Below are 16,649 nucleotides of genomic sequence, written 5' to 3' on the forward strand. Positions count from 1 at the left end.
CTCCGGCTTCCCTAGGCGACATTTTGAGCCTGCTTTTCTTGATTTGAAGAGTTCTGGACGCCCGAGGCGAGCATGATGATGGCTTCCTCGCCGAGTGCGTCGGCGCCGAGTTCGCCGGCGATGCGGCCCTCGCGCACCACGATCACGCGGTCGCACAGGCCGATCAATTCCGGCAGTTCCGAGGAGATGACGACGATGCCGGTGCCCTTGGCTGCAAGCTGGCGCAGCAGGCGGTGGATCTCGACCTTGGCGCCGACGTCGATGCCGCGCGTCGGTTCGTCCATGATGATGACCTTGGGATCGATCGACAATTGCTTGGCGATCGCCACCTTCTGCTGGTTGCCGCCGCTCAGCGTCGACACTTTGGCATCGATGCCGGCCATACGCACGCCGAGGCGCCTGGTCAGGTCCGTCGCTTGATTGTCCTCGGCCTTGCGGTCGAGCAGGCCGAGCGAACCGGTCAGCTTGCCCAGGTCGAGTGCGGAGACATTGGCCGCGATCGACATGTCGAGGAACACGCCCGAGCCCTTGCGGTCTTCGGAGAGATAGACGAGGCCAGCCTTGACGGCATCGCTGTAGCTCGAGATGCGCAAGCTCTGGCGGTCAAGCGCGACGGTGCCCGACATCACGGGCCTGAGGCCACAGATGCTCTGGGCAATTTCACTGCGGCCAGCGCCGATCAGGCCGCCGATACCGAGGATTTCTCCGGCCCGGAGCTCAAGATTGACGCCGCTGAAGCGGTCGCCATCCGATAGGCCTTCGACCGAAAGCAGCTTGTGGCCCGGCTCCTGAGCCAGCTTGTCGGGATAGAGCTGGGTGATCTCGCGGCCGACCATCTTGCGCACGACGTCGTCGGGCGAACTTTTGGCAATGGGGTCGGTGGCGACATAGTGGCCGTCGCGGAAGACGGTGACACGGTCGCAGAGCGAGAAAATCTCGGCCATGCGATGGCTGATATAGACCACCGAAATGCCGCGATCCCTGAGGCCGCGGACGATGGCAAACAGCCTTTGCGCTTCGTTTTCGGTCAGCGCCGCGGTCGGCTCGTCGAGCATCAGCACCTTGCAGTCCAGCGTCAGCGCCTTGGCGATCTCGACGAGCTGCTGGCTGGAAATGGAGAGGTCGGCGACCTTGGTGCGCACCGGAATGGGCGCGAGCAGGTCCATCACCTTCTGCGCGTCGGCATAGAGTTTCTGGAAATTCATCAGCGGCGCGCGACGGGCATTGATCGCGGCCATGTAGATATTTTCGGCGACCGTCGCGTCCTGGCAGAGCGCAATCTCCTGGTGGACGAGTGCTACGCCGAGACGCTGGGCTGCCGCCGGCGAGGGGATCGAAACGCTTGTGCCGTCGATCAGGATCTCGCCCCGGTCGGGCTGCAGCACGCCGGCGATCATGTTCATCAGCGTCGATTTGCCGGCGCCGTTTTCGCCACACAGCGCATGGATCTCCCCGCGCTTGAGCTCGAACTGCACGTCGCTGAGCGCCTTTACCGGCCCGAACGCCTTGGACAGGCCGCGTATTTCAAGAATGGGCGTCTCGGTCACGCCATGCTCCTGCGATGGGCGCCACAAAGGGGAAGGGGACCGGGGTCCCCTTCCGGGTTTTCTGCCGCGAGCGGCAAGGGATGCGACCTTATTCCTCGATGCCCTTGGTGCCGCGACGCTTGAGATACTTGTCCCAATAGAAGTCGTCGGCATTTTCGGCTGTCACGATGGAGAAGCCGTTGTCGACGAAGGGCACGCTCATGCCGTTGGCGCCTGACCGCTTCGTGTCGTTCATCGGGTCGATCAGGTTGGGATGCGCGGCCAGCCACAGCAGCATGAAGCCCATATAGCCCTGCATGCCCTGGTTGGGGTTGACCGAACCGTAGATCTCGCCGGCCTTGATCATGTCGAGGATCTTGGCGTTGACGTCGGCGAGCATGACCTTGATCTTGCCGCCGCCTTCCTTGGCCGCCTGGGCAGCGCCGATGGCCGAGTTGGCTTCCGGCATGAACACCGCACCGAGGTCAGGATGCGCCTGGGCGAGGCTGAGAACGGCCTGATAGGCCTTGGTCGGGTCCTGGTTCGAGGCAGCGCGGCCGACCAGCTTCATGTCGGGCCATTTGGCTTCCATGCGGGCGATGAAGGCCGAGATGCGCTTGTCGTGGTTGTCCTGGCCGGGATTTTCCAGCACGGCATACTCGCCCTTGCCGTCCATCGCCTTGGCGACGGCATCGGCGGCATAGGTGCCTTCGGCCAGATTGTCCGAAGTGATGAAGGAGGTGCGCTTGGAGTTGGGTGAGTCGGCCGCGAAGGTGACGACGGCGGTGCCCTGCTCGATGGCGCGGTTGATCGGCTCGATGAACGGGTCGGAGTTCATCGGGTGGACCAGGATGCCGGCCGGCTTCTGGGCGAGCGCCTGGTCGAAGGTGGCGATCTGCTTGTTGACGTCGTATTCGGGCGTGCCGGTGTATTCCGTCTCGCAACCGAACTGCTGGCCGGCCTGCTTGAACATCTCATAGACCGGGAACCAGTATTCGACGCCCGAGACCATGACGTTCATGACGTATTTCTCACCCGGCTCGCATTTGAACGGGTTGGCGGTTTCGGCAAGCGCCTGGGTCGAAGCCAAACAGGTCGACGCAGCCGCCGCGATTGCGAGCGTGCTCAGAAATTTGCGCAAGTTTCCTCCCTTGGCCGAAGCCATCCTCAATGACCGTCGCGGGCGCCCCAGGCGCCGCTATGTGGATTGATTGCCGCCGGACTTCCTCCCGAAAGCCGACGGTCTGGAGATTACAGCTCACCCAGCATATGTCAATAAAATTCATATACTGAAATATATTTCAGATCAAGCCTCGCGATTCTGAATTTGCGCCGGGGCTGGTCGGGTCTCTGTGGTCGCTACAAAGCTAGACCTTTGTGCCAGCGTGCTGCCATGGCCAACCTTCGCGGATGAGATTTTTCCACTTGCCAATCCAATTAGAAAATATCACATTCGCAATGTGATGCATCAGTTGCAAAATCCAGGACATCAAAGTCTGGCTGATCGCTCAATGGAGAGGGTTCTCATGGTTGCCGTCAATCGTCGCGGGTTTATTGTCTCGGCTCTCGCCGCGGGCCTTCTGGCCGGAGCCGCCAGCGGCGCGCTGGCTGAGGACAAGCCGAAGATCGAATTCCTCTATTCGCCCTTTGCCGACTATGCGCCGTTCTTCCTCGCCGAGGACCTCGGCTATTTCGACGAATACGGCGTCGACGTGACCCTGTCGCCGAAGAGCGGCACTGCCGAGACGATCCAGATGCTGGCCTCAGGCAACGTCCAGGCGGGCGCTGCGACCTGGGGTGCCGGGCTGTTCAATTCGATCAATGCGGGCGCCACGGTCGCCATCGTCGCGACCTCGGCCAAGATGCCCGACACCGTGCCGTCGCCGTCGCCCTTCATGGTCTCGCAGAAGGCCTGGGACGAAGGCATCAAGACGGTCGCCGACCTCAAGGGCAAGCGTGTCGGTATTCCAGGGCCTGGCGGCTTTGGCATGTATTCGGTCGCCAAGGCGCTGGAAAAGGGTGGTCTGACCGTCGACGACGTCGAGGCGATCTACCTGCCGCCGCCTGCGACTGCCGCCGCCTTCGCCAATGGCGGCCTCGAGGCCGGCTGGAGCATCGAACCCTTCGCCCTGCAGCTCGAGCGCGAAGGCTTGGGTCGTCGCCTCGTCGAGGACCATACCTTCGGCACCGAACTTGGCTTCATCGCGTTCAACAAGGAGTTCGTGGAGGGCCACGAGGATGCCGTCGTCAATTTCCTCGCTGCCTATCTCAAGGCTGCGCGCCAGCTCGACAATGGCGGTTGGAAGGACGAGAAGGTGCTCGACATCGTCGCCCGCTACACCGGCACGGAAAAATCGCTGCTGCAGGGCATAGCCTACACCATTCGTTCGGAAGACGGGTCGATCGACTTGAACTCCGTGCGTGAGCAGGAGGCATTCTTCCGCAAGCGCGGCGACCTCGAATACAAGGGCGACGTCGACATCTCCTCGGTCTATCGCAGCGACCTGCTGAAGCGCGCCAACGAACTGGTGGGCAAGAAGTGACCCAGGCCGCGTTGCCGCAAGGGGCGGGTACGATGAGCGAAACGGCGATCGAGGTGCGCAACCTCACCAAGGCCTTCTACGACGCCGACAGCGACCGCACGACCGTCGCTGCCTACGAGGTCGAGTTCGAGGTCAAGCGCGGCGAATTCGTCTGCATCGTCGGTCCCAGCGGCTGCGGCAAGACGACGGTGCTGCGCATCCTCGCCGGGCTTGAAAGCAAGCTCGGCGGCAGCATCGACATGCGGAGCGAAAACCCGCCAGCGATGGTGTTCCAGGAGGCGTCGGTGCTGCCCTGGCTCACCGTGCGCGAGAATGTCGGCTTTCCGCTCAGCCTGAAGGGCGTTTCTGCCGAAAAGCGGCGGATGCGCGTCGACGAACTGCTCGAACTGACCGGGCTGACCGACTTTGCCGATGCGCTGCCGCACCGGCTGTCCGGCGGCATGAAGCAGCGCGTCTCGGTGGCGCGCGCGCTTGTCGACGACCGCGAGATCCTGTTGATGGACGAGCCGTTCGGCGCACTCGACGAACAGACGCGGCTGGTGCTGCAGCAGGAATTGCTGCGCATCTGGGAGACGACGGGCAAGACCGTCGTGTTCATCACCCACAGCGTCGACGAAGCGCTGACACTGGCCGACCGGGTGTTGGTGATGTCGCCGCGCCCCGGCACCATTATCGCCGATCTCACTGTCCCCTTCGACCGGCCGCGCGACGTCGTAGAGATGCGCCGCGACAAGCGTTTCTGGGACCTCACCTATGAGGTCTGGCGGCTGTTGGCCTCAACTTCGCCGGAGCGCCACGCATGAGCCTCATCACCGCAAAGCTGACCGAAGAACAGATCCGCCAGCTCAAGGCTCCGGCCCAGCGTGAGCGGCTGTTCCGCACCATCTCCTATTTCAGCCCGATCCTGTTGTTGTTGCTATGGGAGATCGCCTCGCAGCTCAATGTCATCGACCGGCGCTTCTTCCCCCCGCCGAGTGCCATTGCCGGCACCGCCTGGCAGATGATCGCCAGCTTCGAAATTTTCGACCATATCGGTGCCACGCTGCGCCGCGTCTCGGTCGGCTATGTCATGGGTGCCGTACCGGGCATTCTGCTCGGCCTGATCCTCGGCCTGTCGCAGCCGGCGCGGCGGGTGCTCGGGCCGATCTTCGCCGCACTCTATCCGGTGCCGAAGATCGCCATTTTGCCGCTGATCCTGTTGATCTTCGGCGTCGGAGACGCCTCGAAATTCGTCGTCATCGCCATCGGCGTGTTCTTCCTCTTGCTCTACAACACGATGGGCGGGGTGATGCAGACGCCGCAGATCTATCTCGACGTTGCCAAGAACGCCGGCGCTACGCGCTTCCAGACATTTTTCCGCATTGCACTGCCGTCGGCTCTGCCCAACATCTTCACCGGGCTCCGGCTGGCCGCGGGGTCGTCCTACATCATCATCGCGGCGGCGGAATTCCTTGGCGCGCGCAGCGGCGTCGGCTTCTTCATCTGGGCGTCGTGGCAGACCTTTGCGGTGTCGCGCATGTTCGTCGGCATCGTGGTGATCTCGGCCCTGGGTTATCTCACCATTCTCGCGCTCGAGGCGCTGGAACGGCGTTTCGTGCCCTGGGCAAAACACTGAGGGGCTGAGGAGCACAAGCTCATGATCGTCGACGCCGACCCCACCGTGAATGCACCCGTTTCCGAGCGCATCTATCTGGCGCTCCGCCAGGAGATCATGCGTTGCGAGATCGTGCCGGGGACGACGCTTGATGCTGCCTCAATCGCCGGCAAGTACGAGGTGTCGAAGACGCCAGTGCGCGATGCCATGCAGAAGCTTGCCGCCGATGGACTGGTTACGATCCTGCCGCGCAGCGGCTATCGCGTCGCTCCCATCACCTTCCAGGCGGTGCACGACATCCTCGACATGCGCGCCGCGATCGGACCGCATGCGGCGCGGCAGGCGGCACGTTACGCCACGCCGGCGGAAATCGCGCTGCTGCGCCAGATCGTGAGGGAATATGCCCAGCCGATGGATATCGGCACCATGCAGCAGGTGGCTCGGCGCTTTCACCTCGCCATTGCCCGCTGCAGCCGCAACAAGCGTGTCGTCGCGCTTTCGGAGACCCTGTTCGACGAGCTCGAACGCCTGCTGCGCTTTGCCATCGATTTCACCGTCAAGGCAGGCGAGCATTCCGACGAGCACACGGCACTGGTCGATGCGATTGCGGCCGGCGACGGCGAGCGGGCCGCGGCGATAGAGTTCGCCCATATCAAGCACTCCAGGGAGTTCCTGATCGAGCGTCTGATGACGCTGGGCTACCTCTCGGCAAGCGAGATCCAGCTTGGCGGCGCAGCGCGGAGCCCGGCCGAATGATCGCGATCCCTGATGCGGCCGGCCGGTTGGCGGCAGCACTTGGCGGCGGCCCGGCAGCGCAGCTCGCGGCTTCGGCGCTGGTCGAGGCCGATGCTCTCGGCCTGCCGCGTTTCGGCATCGCCATGCTCGACGAATGGACTGTCGATGCAGCGCCGGTGCCGGCACGCGAGAGCTCGCAGGCCATAGGCTGGCTCGACTGTGCCTCATGCTTTGCACCGCTGGCGGTCGCCAGCGCCACGCTCGACCTTGCCGAGGCCGCCAGGCAGTTCGGCGTCGCCGCGGTGTTCCTGCGCGGTGTCAGGGGCTTTGGCCGGCTCGCACCCTTTGTTCGCCATCTCGCAGATGGCGGCCTGCTCGGCATCGCCGGTGCGGAAGGCCCGCCTTTCGTCGCGCCACATGGCGGTACCCGTCCGGTGATCGGCACCAATCCGCTGGCGCTTGCCATAGGGCAGGGTTCCGAACGCGTCGTCATCGATGTCGCCACCAGCACGGCAACCATGGCCGATATCCGCAACGCCCGTGCTTCGGGCGCGCCCTTGCCTGAGGGGATCGCCCTGGATGGCGAAGGACGGCCGACCAGAATCGCCGCCGAGGTTGCGGCATTGCTGCCGCGTGGCGGCCAGATCGGCTCGCTGCTCGGATTGGTGGTCGAGCTCATGGCCGGCGTCGCGGGTGGCGGCAGGGGAGATCCGAAAGGCCGGGGCGTGTTCCTGCTTGCCTTCGATCCGTCACGCGCGGGTGAAGGCATCGACTGGCAAGCCAGGCTGGCCGGGCTGAAGGGCGACTGGATCGAGGGCGGCGGTCACTGGCCGCGTGGCGGCCGCGCGGCACCCGAGGCCGTGCTGGACGACGATTTCGTCCAGCGTCTCGACACCTCTCTCGCCCGCATGACGATCCAGCCAGGCCGATGACCACGCCGGTCAACCAGATGCAGAGTTTGTAAGCCAGATGACCACAAAGCCCGTTTCAGCACCTGTCTTTTCCATCGATGTCTTGGACGGCCTGATCGACGAGCCGCGGCAGATCGTCGTCTCCGGCCTCGTCCCTGACGAACTCGTCGCCGTCTCTGCCCGCACCGAGCGGGCGCATGGCGTGACCTGGATGAGCCAGGCGACCTTCTTGGCGGACGCCGACGGCGTGGTCGACCTGGCCCGCGACGCGCCGGTCGGCGGAGACTATGCCGAAGTTGCAGCCATGGGCCTGATCTGGAGCCAGCAGCCGGTCGACAGCACCAGCGCCGAGCTCTTCGCCGACGATATCATGCAGCCCATGGCGACGACGCTGACAGCCGAAACCGCCGGTGGCGTGCGGGCCGAGGCCAGGCTTTTTCAGGCTTTCGCCGCGCCTGGAGTGGAGCGATGCGAGATCCGCGACGACGGATTGGTCGGCACGCTGTTCACGCCCGCCGGGCCGGGACCGCATCCGGTCGTCATGGTGCTCAACGGCTCGGGCGGCGGCATTAACGAACCGCGCGCAGCACTGCTTGCGTCCCGTGGTTACCAGGCCTTTGCGCTCGGCTACTTCAAGGCGCCGGGGTTGTCGCCCTTCATCACCGAAACACCGCTCGAATATCTCGAGGCCGGCCTGCGCTGGGCGCGTCGAGAGCTCCAGCCGAAAGACGGCTTCGTTGCTGTCAGCGGCCAGTCGCGCGGCGGCGAACTCGCGCTGCTGCTCGGCGCCACGTTCCCTGAACTGGTCTCCGCCGTGATTGCTTTCGTGCCAGGTGCTGTGGTCCATGGCGCCCAGGGCGCGGGCGATCCGGCACGTGGCGGCTGGCAAGGCACGACCTGGACAAGGGGCGGCGTTCCGCTGCCCCATCTGTGGCAGGACAATGCCGCCGTGCACTGGCATCCCTGGGCCGGCGAGGCTCCGCCCAGCCGGCATCACTCGGTCTTCTTCGAAGGCTTGAAGGACACCAAGCTTGCGGCCCGCGCGCGCATTCCAGTCGAGAACATTGCGGGTCCGGTGCTGCTGATCTCGGGCCGTGACGACCGCGCCTGGCCGTCCAGCCTCTATTCCCGCATGGTCGCTTCGGCCTTGCGGAAGCACGACCATCGTCATCTGGTCAGGCATCTCGATTTCGACGATGCCGGTCACGCCATCAACCTGCCGATCGTGCCGTCGACCCAGATCAGTCGCCTGCATCCGGTGTCGAAGGTCCCTTACACCAATGGCGGCACGCCCTCCGGCAATTCGAGGGCCGACACCGGCTCTTGGCGCGGCATGCTCGCCTTCCTGGACGAGATCACCGGGGCCGCCACCCACCAGAATGCCCACGCAAAAAGCTGAATTCTTCGAAAGGGAGACGAACATGCCCACAAGAGAACATTTGGAAGGCCAGTGGCGCGAATGGCGCTACGCTCATGTCGCCAAGATGTTCCGGCCTTATGGCTGGACCTCGCTGGTCGCCCAGTACTGGCTGGAAGCCGGCGACAAGGACGTCAGCTTCGACCTGCTCCCCGGAACCTGGTCGGTCGAGGACAGCAAGGTCATGTTCACCCCGCCCGCTTCGGGGCCGAACCTCTCCGTCAATGGCACCTATCCGACCGAGCCGATCGAGATCATTCCGGGCCGCAACCAGACCTATGGCCACGGCAAAAGCGAGCCCGTCTATTTCGGTGTCAACGAGGTCGAAGCTATCCTGCGCAGCAGGAATGACGGCAAGTCGCTTTATGGTGTGCGCGTGCGCGATCCGCGCGTGGCGACGACGGTGGAGGAGGCGGGCGTTTCCGCATTCGACTACGATCCAGCATGGCGTATTCCCGGCGTCTACACGCCGACTGATATCACCGAATACGAGGCGGAAACCGTCGAAGCCGGTGTGCGTGAATCGACGCCGCGGATCGGCACCTTCACCTTCGAGCACAATGGCAAGAGCTATTCCATCGAGCTGATCGGCAAGGACACGGCAACGGGCGTGCAGCCGGTGGCCCATGTCCGCGACAAGACCAGTGGCCCCGTCACCTACGGTGCCGGCCGCGTCATCGAACTGCAGTTCACCGACGGCACCAACAGCCGCATCGACTGGATCGATTTCAACTATGCGGTGGCGCTGCCATGCGCCTTCACCAACTTCGTCACCTGTCCGCTGGTCCCGCGCGAGAACCAGCTCGATTTCGAGGTTCTCGCCGGTGAAAAGCGCCCGGCGCGGGACGTGGTCAGGACGATGACCTATCAGGCTGGCACAGACGCCGCCTGACAGGCATTTGCCGCTCGCGCGTGCGGTTCCCGATGTGGTGGGGTGACAGACACCTCGCCATTTGCAATCACTTCTGTTTCGACAGGAGGCGCGGGCGATGATGACGGGAGCGATGTGCAGGGCGGCGCGTGCGCTGGTGGAAATCAGCCGGCAAAGACTGGCTGTGGCCTCCAGCGTCGACGAGGCCGATATCGAGGCCTTCGAACGCAAGACCGGCATCCCGGACGATGCCGCCATTGGCGCGCTTCAGGCGGCATTGGAACATTACGGCGCCGTCTTCATCCCCGAGGAGGGCGGCAATGGCGCGGGCGTGCGCCTGAAGTTCAGCCGGTCGGTGACCAAAAGACTGTCGATGCTCGAGGGCGAGGGCGGGCCTGCCGCCAGCGACGACGTTCCCTGAGGCGGCTCATGATCTCGTCCTTGAGGCTATCGGGCAATCCGGTCTAGCTTCGCGCATGCGACTGTTGTCTGCCCTGTTGTTGTCGCTGATGTCGTCGGCCGCCTTTGCGCAAGACTGCGTCGTGCTGCTGCATGGCCTCGCGCGCTCCGACGTGTCCTTCCTGCTGATGGAAGAGACATTCACCAAACTCGACTACGCCGTCGTCAGCGACACCTATCCTTCGGTCGAGGCGCCAATCGGGCAGTTGATCGCCCATGTCGGTGCGTCGGCGGCAAAGTGCGGTCCGGCAGCCAGGGTCAACTTCGTCACCCATTCGATGGGCGGTATCCTGCTCCGGGCCTGGCTGAAGGACAACCGGCCGCCAAATCTCGGCCGGGTGGTGATGCTTGCGCCGCCCAACCACGGCTCCGAGGTCGTCGACACGCTCGGCGGCCTCAAATTGTTCGAGATGCTCAATGGCCCCGCCGGCATGCAGCTCGGCACGGGGCCGGACAGCGTTCCGAACCAGCTCGATGCTGCGGATTTCGAGGTCGGCATCATCGCCGGTGACCGCAGCGTGAACCCGATCCTGTCGACGATGTTCGACGGGCCCAATGACGGCAAGGTGTCGGTGGAAAGCACCAGGCTCGCCGGCATGGTCGACCACATCGTGCTGCCGACCACCCACACCTTCATGATGAACAATCCGCTGGTCATCGCCCAGACGATCAACTTCCTGCGCGACGGACGGTTCGACCACCAGCTGACATTGGGCGAACTGCTGCGGCGCGGGCTGGGCAACTGAGCGGGGAAGGCCCGGCGGGCTGGTTGCTGCAAAAGTCCTGAACAGCTGGCAGGAAGTGCCGCATCGGCGTCACTCGCTGTGGTAGTCGTCGATGAGCATGCGCTCGAAATCGAGCCCGCGCTGCCAGTTGTTGAGACGGCGATAGACGGCGTGGCCATAGTCGTCAGGCAGGTCGACCCGGCCATCGGTCTCCACCAGGACGCAGGCGCGCAGCCGCTTGCGATGTTCGTGGACCTTGGCAAGCGTGACGGCGCGGACGCGCTCGCGCGGCACGTTCCGCGCTTTCATCTGAGCGACGCCGTCGCGAACCGCTTCTTCAGTGGGTTCCACTGTCAGCCATGTCTCGGGGTCGCCGAAGATATGGCGGCCGCCGATCGAGGGCGTCGAGACGACGGGCAGGCCGGCAAGCAGGTATTCGATGCTGGCATACATCGCGCCTTCTTCCGCCGACAGGCACAGGCCGGTGGCGCTCGCCGCCATGACGGCGTTGATCGCCTGCCAATCGAGCTTCTCGATGCGGTGGCCATCGTGCGGGTTGAGAAAGTGATGCGCTGGCATCATGCGCTTGAGCTCGTCGAGCAGATCGGCGGTCTTCTGTCGTCCGGTGAGGCGCGATTCGTAGAAGACGTGCGCGGCGCTTGGCACCAACCGGGCCAGGTGACGGCGTTTCCAGGGACTGATCATGGCGTTGTAGAAGGCATCGTAGGTGTTCTCGACACCAGATACGGGCTTGAACGTCTGTTCGTCGGCCAGGGCATTGTGGCTGCAGAACAGCGCGTTCAGTCCATTCTCGCGAAATAGCGCGACTTCCTCGAGTTCGTTGCACATGAAGACGAAGCGATGCTCGGGAAAGCGGCGGCGATAGAGCCGCTCAGCGGTCAGCGTCCGCAGGACCTGCCGCTCCTTGCGCATCGCCCAAGTGAACCAGACGAGAAACAGGGCAGGGCGGGCGGCCAAGCGAGATCCAAGATAGTTCGCAACGCCGAGTGGCGCGTGATTGAGCATCGAGGAGGTAAATACGGGGCACGAGCCGTCGTCGAGCCGCCCCGCTGCCATCCTGAGTTCTGCTCCAGCCCTTGTCGCTGCATCAGGTGCAAAGCCGGGTCCGGCGTGGATTCGGGTTCGGTAAGCTAGCCTCAGCTTGTTCTTCAGTCGCATGTTGCCCACAAGCCGTGCCCATCCAAGGCTCACCTATCGCATGGGAACCACCCGACAGAGAAGGGCCACGGAGAGGTGCCGAAAATTGCCACCAAAAACAATCTGGACGCGAGTATTGCGTTTTGCAATGCAACCCTATAGATATCCCGGCCCGCAGCTGTTGCTTATATGTGCATTTGCTTGATAAGCAGTTTGCCGGGAAAAAACCTAGGGGTAGGGCAGGCGTGGGGTATTCGACAATTTACGCGGTCTCGGGCAACGACATCGTCTATGAGACGTTCGATGGTGACGCGGTCGTTCTCGACCTCGCCAGCGGCAGGTATTTCGGCTTCTCCGACAGCGGCAGCTGTGTATGGGAAGCGCTGATCGCACAGGTTCCGCCGGCAAGTCTGGTCGGCCGCACCTGCGGCAGCGGACAGCTTTCCGCCGCCGACCTGGATGCTTTCATTGCCAGGCTGAACGAGTATGGACTGCTTTCGCCTGCGACCGGCATGGCATCGGCCGCATTGTCGCCCGAGCTCGCGCAGCGCCTGGCGGCGGCCCGCGAGGCGCTCAAGATCGACATGCACGACGAGCTCGCCGACCTGGTGATGGTCGACCCGATCCACGACGTCGACGAGCCTGCCGGCTGGCCGGCGGTGAAGCAGTAGCGCCGGTTTCCGGCGCATTTCGATACCACTTGCTGCCTTCAGGTTCCGATGCGACGTGTAACCCTTGACGATCTTGCCGACTATGCGCGCGAGCTCCTCGCCGCCTGCGAGGCGAATGCCGATGCCTTTCCCGGGAAAAGCCGGGTCGAGCTGCCCGGCCTGGCGATCGACGTGTTTTCCGATCACGGCGAACTGGCGAGGGCGCTTGGCCATGGCATGGTTGCAGAGATAGCTGCCGGACGACCGGCGACGCCGGGGCGGATTTTTCTCGCCCACCCTGGCATTGGCTCGATTCCGCAGCCGGCGTTGTGGGGCGAGGCGCTGTTTCATCCGAACATGTTTTCCGAGCGGCTCGAAGCCAACGGCCTGCGCGGCCATTACTTCCACGACCTCAGCTACTGGCAGTTCTACGATGTCGAAAAGCGGCTGGGCGTGCAGCTCATGCGGTCCGCCGACGGCTGCCCGCCATGGGAGTTCGGTGCCCCGCTGCGCTGCTTCCTGCATTGGGAATATGCGGCGCGCGGCATGCGCCTCACGCATGCCGGAACGCTCGGCAAGGGCGGCAGGGGCGTGCTGCTGGCCGGGGCCGGCGGCGCCGGCAAGTCGGGCACGGTCGCCTCGGGCCTGCTTGCCGGGCTCGACAGCGTCGGTGACGACTACGTGCTGGTCGAATTCGACGGTGACCGTTCGCTGGCGCGCCCATTGTTCACGACGCTGAAGCAGGACCAGGCGGGTTTCGACCGACTTGGGCTAGCTCGGCTGTTGCCCGATCCAGGCCTCCTCAACTGGCAAGGCAAGTACCAGTTCAGGGTCCAGGATCTTTGCCCGCGTGGCGTCGCCAGTGAACTCGACATCGTGGCGCTGCTTGTGCCGCAGATATCGGGCGCCGCGCAAAGCACCATCACGCCGCTTTCGCGCAAGGACGCGCTTATGGCGCTGGCGCCGTCCGGCATCGCGCAGATGCCGGGCGAACGCGAAAGCGGATTTCGTTTCTTTGGCGAGCTGACACGTCGGTTGCCGTGCTACACTTTGACACTGGGCACGCGCGGCAACGAGATCGCGGAGACGATCGCCGCGTTTCTGGATAGGGGCAATTCATGAAGCTGGGCATCGTGCTGCCCGTCTACAACCGCGAGAGCTACATCGGCTCGGCGCTGCGCTCGGTTTTGCGACAGAGCGACGCCGCGCAGCTCGACATCATCGTCATCGACGACGGCTCGGTCGACGGTACCGTGGCGGCTGTGCGGTCATTCATCGCCGACGGCGCGCCGATCCGCCTGTTCTCACAAGCCAATTCAGGCGTGACCAAGGCGCGCAATGCCGGCCTGCGCCGGCTCTCTGACGACACCGAGTTCGTCTCCTTCATCGATTCCGACGACATCTCACCCGCCGGGCGCTTTGCCGCCGACCTTGCCTATTTCAAGACCGATCCGGCGCTCGAACTCACCTATTCCTACATGCGCATGGTCGACCAGATCGACGACGAGACGCTCGAGCCGGTTGCAGGATGCGACGACCGCATCTTTCGCGGCGTGCATCTGTCGGCCGGCATCTATCGGCGCAGCCTGATCGCGCGGATCGGCGATTTCGACGAGGAGCTGGCGCAGGCAGAGGACACCGACTTCCTGTTTCGCATCTTCGAGCAGAGGGCGCGATTTGTCTTTCCCGACACGATCGCGCTCTACTACCGCCGCCATGAACACAATCTGACCCGGAACGTCGCCGAGTCGCGGCGGGAGTTCCTCAAGGCGATGCAGAAATCGATGCGCCGCCGCAAGGCCGACCCGACGCTCGGCGACCTCAGAGGTTTCATCCAGGTGGCGCATCCGTCGGGCGATGGGGCGCCGCTGCGGTCATGAGATACAGCGTCGTCATTCCCGCCTGGAACGCGGCCCGCACGATCGCCGAGACGCTGCGCTCGGTTGCCGCGCAGACAGTGCCGCCTGCCGAGATCATCGTCGTCGATGACGGCTCGACCGACGAGACCGAGGCGGTGACGCGGCAATCGGGCGTTCCGGTCCGATATGTCAGGCAGGACAACTCCGGACCGGGCAGTGCCACGACGCGCGGCTTCGCGCTGGCCAGGGCGCCCTTCATTGCAACTGTCGACGCCGACGATCTGTGGCTTGGCGACAAGATCGAGCGTCAGTTTCGCAGGCTGGAAGAGGCGCCGCAGCTGGCTGCCGTGTTCACGCAGTGGCGAACCTTTCGGCATGGCGAACCAGACGATGGCACCGGCAAGGTGACGCCCGGCTGGTCGCGCACGACGATGTTGGTCCGTAGCGAGGTGGCGCTTTCCGTCGGCTCGGTGATCGACCCGCCAGGCAACCGCGGTGAAATGGTCGACTGGCTTGGCCGGGCCCGCGAAGACGGCCACCAGCTCGGCATGATCGATGAGGTCCTGGCCCTGCGCCGGATCCTGCCGGGAAGCATGTCCTACGGCCGCGATCCCGAGCGCGACCGTGGCTATCTCGAGGTCGCAAGAATGGCCATGCTGCGGCGCAAGCTCAAGAACGCCGGACAGGGCTGATGGCATCCACGTCACGCCGCATCGGCCGGCGCTTCCCCGACTATGGCTGGGCATGGCCAACCAACGGTCTCGACCAGTTGCTCAAGGCGGTGCTGTTGCCGGACCATGCGGTCGCGCAGACGCAGGCCTTGCGGTGGCTCGATGCCAACGACATCGATGCCGTCGAGTTCCGCGAGCACAGGCTGCTTGCCGCGATCGCCGACCGGTTCGGCAAGGCGCTGGCGATGCATCCCGCCTATCCGCGTCTCGCTGGCCTGCAGAAGATGCTGTGGACCAAGTCGCGGCTTGCCATGCGCGAGGCCGAGCCCGCACTGAGGGCCATCGTCGCGGCCGGCGTGCCGATCATGCTGCTCAAGGGCGCGAGCCGCATCGCGGTGGAGCCGGCGGCACAGCGCGGCCGGGTGGCGCACGACATCGACATCCTTGTGCACCCCGAGCACATGGTGGCCGCCTTCGACATGCTGCGTCATGGCGACTGGCAGGTGTCGACAGGGGTCAGTCCCCAATATCTCAAGCCGCGGTTAGCTGCGGTGCGGTCGATGAATTTCTTCAAGGGCAGCTATGGCGACATCGATCTGCACCAGGTCGCTTATGACTGGTCGCAGGCAGATGAGGCGGACGACGCTGCGGTTTGGCAGCGCGCCACGCCGGCCTCCTTCACCAGTCTCGACGTGCTGGTCCCTTCGACCGCCGACCGGGTGACGCTGGCGATCGGCCATGGCGGCCTCGACGCTCATACCCACAGCGACTGGCTGGTCGACACAGCCTCGGCGATCCGCGCCGGCGGCGTCGACTGGGCCGTGCTTTGCGACGTCGTCGCCCGCAGGCACCTTGCCGTGCCGACGGCGGTGGCGCTGAGCTATCTGAAAGCAGAGATGTCGGTGCCGGTTCCCGACGATGTGCTGGAGCAGGTGGTCGACATGGCCGATCGCGCCGGCGCCGCCCGTATCGCTGCCTTGCTGCAGGCCAAGCCGCGGACCGACTTCAAGGGTCTGACCTGGCTGTCACGCGGTGTCGCCAAGCAGTTGCGCATGCGCAAGAAACGCGCTGTCCGTGAGCGCGAGCTGCCCGGCGTCGTCTGGCATGGTCGGCGCACACAGGCGGGCGATGGTGCGGGGCAGGTCACCCCGGCACTGGCGCAGCAGGTGCCGTTGCCGCCGGCGGCAGTTGGCGGTGCGCCTGCCGAGATCGACATTGTCGTGCGGCTGGACGTGCCGCCGGTGCGCCGTCGCATCGAGATGGAGCTGAATGGCGGCGAATGCCATTTCGCGCGGCTGCGCTATCGCAAGCTGGGTAAATCAGGCGGCCGGCTGACCTTGCGGTTTCGCGGTACCATCCGGCCAGACCAGGCGGATGGCGCGTTGGTGCTGTCGGCGCGGCCGTCGCGACAGTTCCGCGCGTGGGAGCATGAGCAGACGGTCGCCACCTATGGTGCGGTGCCGTTCCAGATCGTCTCGGTGACCGTTTCGCCGGCTCGCTGAGCCGGAGAACAGTTTGCGCTGCCTGCAG

At 64.5% G+C, this 16,649-nt stretch carries 17 protein-coding genes; 14 read left to right on the forward strand and 3 right to left on the reverse strand.

The annotated features are described in order from the left end of the window. Positions 1–11: 11 nt before the first annotated feature. Positions 12–1,547 carry a sugar ABC transporter ATP-binding protein gene (locus H5P29_RS10045; RefSeq protein ID WP_246787035.1) on the reverse strand — a complete coding sequence of 512 codons (1,536 nt, stop codon included), beginning with the start codon at positions 1,545–1,547 and terminating at the stop codon, positions 12–14. Positions 1,548–1,635: 88 nt separating this feature from the next. Continuing rightward, complete coding sequence (locus tag H5P29_RS10050; RefSeq protein WP_067966154.1) at positions 1,636–2,667, reverse strand: substrate-binding domain-containing protein; 1,032 nt, start codon at positions 2,665–2,667, stop codon at positions 1,636–1,638. Between the two features lie 385 nt (positions 2,668–3,052). Between H5P29_RS10050 and H5P29_RS10055 the strand changes: the two genes are divergently transcribed. The 9 genes from H5P29_RS10055 (at position 3,053) to H5P29_RS10095 (ending at position 10,802) form a co-directional block, all read left to right on the forward strand. Then, a complete protein-coding gene (locus tag H5P29_RS10055) occupies positions 3,053–4,069 on the forward strand; it encodes an ABC transporter substrate-binding protein (protein WP_083948747.1) in 1,017 nt (338 codons plus the stop codon). Positions 4,070–4,101: 32 nt separating this feature from the next. Beyond that, on the forward strand, positions 4,102–4,872 hold the full coding sequence (locus tag H5P29_RS10060) for an ABC transporter ATP-binding protein (protein ID WP_067957912.1): 771 nt from the start codon (positions 4,102–4,104) through the stop codon (positions 4,870–4,872). After that, entirely contained in the window at positions 4,869–5,684 is an 816-nt protein-coding gene (locus H5P29_RS10065; protein ID WP_067957915.1) for an ABC transporter permease, read from the forward strand. Before H5P29_RS10060 ends, H5P29_RS10065 begins: the two co-directional genes overlap by 4 nt. Before the next feature lie 21 nt (positions 5,685–5,705). After that, the gene (locus H5P29_RS10070; RefSeq protein WP_154386383.1) at positions 5,706–6,419 is read left to right on the forward strand and encodes a GntR family transcriptional regulator; all 714 of its coding nucleotides are present in this window, start codon (positions 5,706–5,708) and stop codon (positions 6,417–6,419) included. Further along, positions 6,416–7,330, forward strand: a complete 915-nt coding sequence (locus H5P29_RS10075; RefSeq protein ID WP_154386384.1) for an Ldh family oxidoreductase — start codon at positions 6,416–6,418, stop codon at positions 7,328–7,330. The genes H5P29_RS10070 and H5P29_RS10075 overlap by 4 nt, the downstream gene beginning before the upstream one ends. 37 nt (positions 7,331–7,367) lie before the next feature. Next, positions 7,368–8,708 (forward strand): acyl-CoA thioesterase/BAAT N-terminal domain-containing protein, encoded by a 1,341-nt coding sequence (locus H5P29_RS10080; protein WP_154386385.1) that lies wholly within the window; start codon positions 7,368–7,370, stop codon positions 8,706–8,708. 22 nt (positions 8,709–8,730) lie between these two features. Next, positions 8,731–9,618 (forward strand): DUF1684 domain-containing protein, encoded by an 888-nt coding sequence (locus H5P29_RS10085; RefSeq protein WP_246670840.1) that lies wholly within the window; start codon positions 8,731–8,733, stop codon positions 9,616–9,618. 97 nt (positions 9,619–9,715) lie between these two features. Beyond that, positions 9,716–10,018, forward strand: a complete 303-nt coding sequence (locus H5P29_RS10090; protein ID WP_067957933.1) for a hypothetical protein — start codon at positions 9,716–9,718, stop codon at positions 10,016–10,018. Positions 10,019–10,073: 55 nt separating this feature from the next. Next, the gene (locus H5P29_RS10095; RefSeq protein WP_154386387.1) at positions 10,074–10,802 is read left to right on the forward strand and encodes an alpha/beta hydrolase; all 729 of its coding nucleotides are present in this window, start codon (positions 10,074–10,076) and stop codon (positions 10,800–10,802) included. 69 nt (positions 10,803–10,871) lie between these two features. Here the strand turns inward: H5P29_RS10095 and H5P29_RS10100 are convergent, their stop codons facing one another. Next, positions 10,872–11,759 carry a glycosyltransferase gene (locus H5P29_RS10100; protein ID WP_154386388.1) on the reverse strand — a complete coding sequence of 296 codons (888 nt, stop codon included), beginning with the start codon at positions 11,757–11,759 and terminating at the stop codon, positions 10,872–10,874. Positions 11,760–12,184: 425 nt separating this feature from the next. Here H5P29_RS10100 and H5P29_RS10105 point away from each other — a divergent pair, with 425 nt between their 5' ends. The 5 genes from H5P29_RS10105 to H5P29_RS10125 are packed head-to-tail and all read left to right on the forward strand — an operon-like array spanning position 12,185 to position 16,621. Beyond that, the gene (locus H5P29_RS10105; RefSeq protein ID WP_182575229.1) at positions 12,185–12,610 is read left to right on the forward strand and encodes a PqqD family protein; all 426 of its coding nucleotides are present in this window, start codon (positions 12,185–12,187) and stop codon (positions 12,608–12,610) included. Positions 12,611–12,658: 48 nt separating this feature from the next. After that, positions 12,659–13,711 (forward strand): serine kinase, encoded by a 1,053-nt coding sequence (locus H5P29_RS10110; protein WP_154386389.1) that lies wholly within the window; start codon positions 12,659–12,661, stop codon positions 13,709–13,711. Then, positions 13,708–14,469 carry a glycosyltransferase gene (locus H5P29_RS10115; RefSeq protein WP_067957945.1) on the forward strand — a complete coding sequence of 254 codons (762 nt, stop codon included), beginning with the start codon at positions 13,708–13,710 and terminating at the stop codon, positions 14,467–14,469. Before H5P29_RS10110 ends, H5P29_RS10115 begins: the two co-directional genes overlap by 4 nt. Beyond that, positions 14,466–15,140, forward strand: a complete 675-nt coding sequence (locus H5P29_RS10120; RefSeq protein WP_154386390.1) for a glycosyltransferase family A protein — start codon at positions 14,466–14,468, stop codon at positions 15,138–15,140. Before H5P29_RS10115 ends, H5P29_RS10120 begins: the two co-directional genes overlap by 4 nt. After that, positions 15,140–16,621 (forward strand): nucleotidyltransferase family protein, encoded by a 1,482-nt coding sequence (locus H5P29_RS10125; RefSeq protein ID WP_154386391.1) that lies wholly within the window; start codon positions 15,140–15,142, stop codon positions 16,619–16,621. The genes H5P29_RS10120 and H5P29_RS10125 overlap by 1 nt, the downstream gene beginning before the upstream one ends. The last annotated feature ends 28 nt before the right edge of the window (positions 16,622–16,649 follow it).

This window comes from Aminobacter sp. MDW-2 (assembly GCF_014250155.1).
Classification (GTDB): Bacteria; Pseudomonadota; Alphaproteobacteria; order Rhizobiales; family Rhizobiaceae; genus Aminobacter; species Aminobacter ciceronei.